Genomic DNA, 2,460 nt, shown 5'->3' on the forward strand with positions numbered 1-2,460 from the left:
TGACCAACCTCATCCCCAAAACGCTTCCCCTGCACGGAGGAGTGGTACCCCGCGATTGCCTGCAGCCACCCCATTGATAAATCCGGGAAATACATTTAATGCGGACGGTAGCCCCGAAATTCATGAACCTCAAAATTTAGATCGTAGTCTGGAAAAGTTAAAACATGTTGTAATTCAGTTCCAAAGGGATAGAAGAGATTTTGAACGGTATAGAAACATTCGGGAAAAGGAAGAGCAAAAAAGACAGCAGATTAATGAGTTAACTGCACAGATTCAGTGGTTAACAACACAAAATCAATGGTTAACATCACAGAATCAATGGTTAATAACAGATAATCAGCAATTAAACTTAGATAAGCAAAATTTAGACAAAGAGAATCAAAATTTAAATGCAGCGAATCAAAATTTAAATGCAGAGAATCGAAATTTAAATGCAGAGAATCAAAATTTAAATGCAGAGAATCAACACTTAAATGCGGAGAATCAAGAGTTAACTATAAAGAATCAGGAATTAGATAGAGATAATCAGGGTTTACGGGGCTGCGTGGAGTGTTACGAAACTGACATCGGACGCTTGGAGGCAGAACTTCAAATAACGAGGGATGAGCTTATACAACATCGTTTGCACGACAGGGCTCATCAAGCATACCATCAGATGGCAGAACGCAGGCCGGAGAGATGCAATTGCGCAATGCACCGTGCTACACGGGCAACGACCATCCAAAATGAGGCGACAAGCCCGTTGAATGAGCAGGCAAGCTCGTCTAGCGGCCACTTGGAACTAACATCAGCAAGCAATATCACCTCCGGAGAATACCTGCCGACGGCAGCCGCCAGCCCGGTTATGCCGGGCAACGGCGGCTCTTTGGCTCCTCAGCCGTTGAACACCTTCAATGAGCAGCTCACCCCGTCCAATGAGCGGTCAGTCTTGTCGAATGAGGAGTTGCAGCAGTTACCGGAGCAAGAATCCCGAAGGCCAGTGTGCGAACATTTCCAAAGATTCTGCTATGTGGGTTTTGATTGCTGTCCGGGGTATTTCCCTTGCCATAGATGTCACAACGACAGGGGTTCATGTAAAGCTGAACTCAAGGCTGTTCATGCAATAAGGTTTATGTGTTCTATATGTGGATATGAGGGAGAAATTACGGAAGACTCCCAAACATGCCCGAACTGCGAAGAGCAAATGTCGGAATATTACTGTGCAAAATGCAAACACTTCACCTCAAAATATAACGACCCGTTCCACTGCCATAAATGCGGTATTTGCCGAATGAAGGCAAGTGAATCCTTTCACTGTGATGTTTGCGGTGTCTGCATGCATAAAATGTTAGAGGGCAATCACAAATGCCGACCAGGTTCAGCGCACGACCGTTGCGGCATCTGCCTTGAAGATGCCTTCAGCGGCTGCCAGATATTACCCTGCTCTCACAAAATTCATAAGCATTGCGCCATTGCAATGCTTCGAAACGGGATAAGAACCTGCCCTGTTTGCAGAGGCCCTGTATTTACTGAATAACTTAAAACAATGATCAACCGTCTGACCGGATTGAATACCAGTATTGGGCCGTTGAAGAGGTTGATGATGCCGAAGGATTTGTAACATAGGACGAGTAATCCAAATAGCAATTCAGGAATTCTTGGCTATTCTTTGTTCCTACCGAGAATAAAAAGATTAGCTAATGATGCTCCCTTATTTTTCCAGAGCAGAAAACCGACACAGATTGTCCTGGCGTTTTCTATCAGACAAGGAGGGCGAAGTGGGTTTCATTGGCACAAGTTGTTTAGTGAGATTTTGATGCAGTTTTACCGCTTTTCCATAGCATTTGTTCTTTGCCTGCTAGCTATGTCGGTTATGCCGTTATGTCATTCCTCAACCCTCATTGACTGGCATCATTCCGATGGTGACAAGCTCCGGGTTGAAATCAATAATGGCACAGATCCCCAAAGTGTGAGTCATTGGCAACTGAGTTTGTTACTTCCGGAAAGTTTCGATGACCAGAACAGCATGCTTTGCTTCAAGACACCTGTGGTGTCAGCAGACTCGGGCAGTATCGCAATAATGATAACAAACAACCCGGGCGACTACTGCTATCAACTGGTGATATTGAACAGGAAACAAACGACCGTTTTCCAGCAGACCTCTAAAAATGGCACGCTTGTTCGCTTGAAATCCACGACGGCAGACAGGCCAGAACTGGCTTATGTAAGCCCCCATCAACTCCTGAACAGCAAAAACCATACTACCCCACTGACCCTTCTGACCTATCCCGACAATATGACAGAGAGTGGTCTGGAATCCGGGCAAACCCGGAATAACACAGTGGCATTGGCAGGAGACAAGCTGGCTGGCAACGCCGATTTCCCCGGAGGCGGCAACGGGGGCTTCTTCTATTCGTTTCCCCCTCCACCCTGGGGAGGCAGAGGTGGCTGGCCATCAGGATTATTCGAAATCGATCTGCT

At 46.1% G+C, this 2,460-nt stretch carries 2 protein-coding genes; both read left to right on the forward strand.

Annotated elements, in window-relative coordinates:
• On the forward strand, positions 1 to 1,516 hold a 1,516-nt coding region (locus KDK16_RS02120), incomplete at its 5' end, for a CHY zinc finger protein (RefSeq protein ID WP_257274447.1).
• Positions 1,517 to 1,795: 279 nt separating this feature from the next.
• On the forward strand, positions 1,796 to 2,460 hold a 665-nt coding region (locus KDK16_RS02125; protein ID WP_257274448.1), incomplete at its 3' end, for a hypothetical protein.

It is taken from the genome of Endozoicomonas sp. SESOKO4, assembly GCF_024606275.1.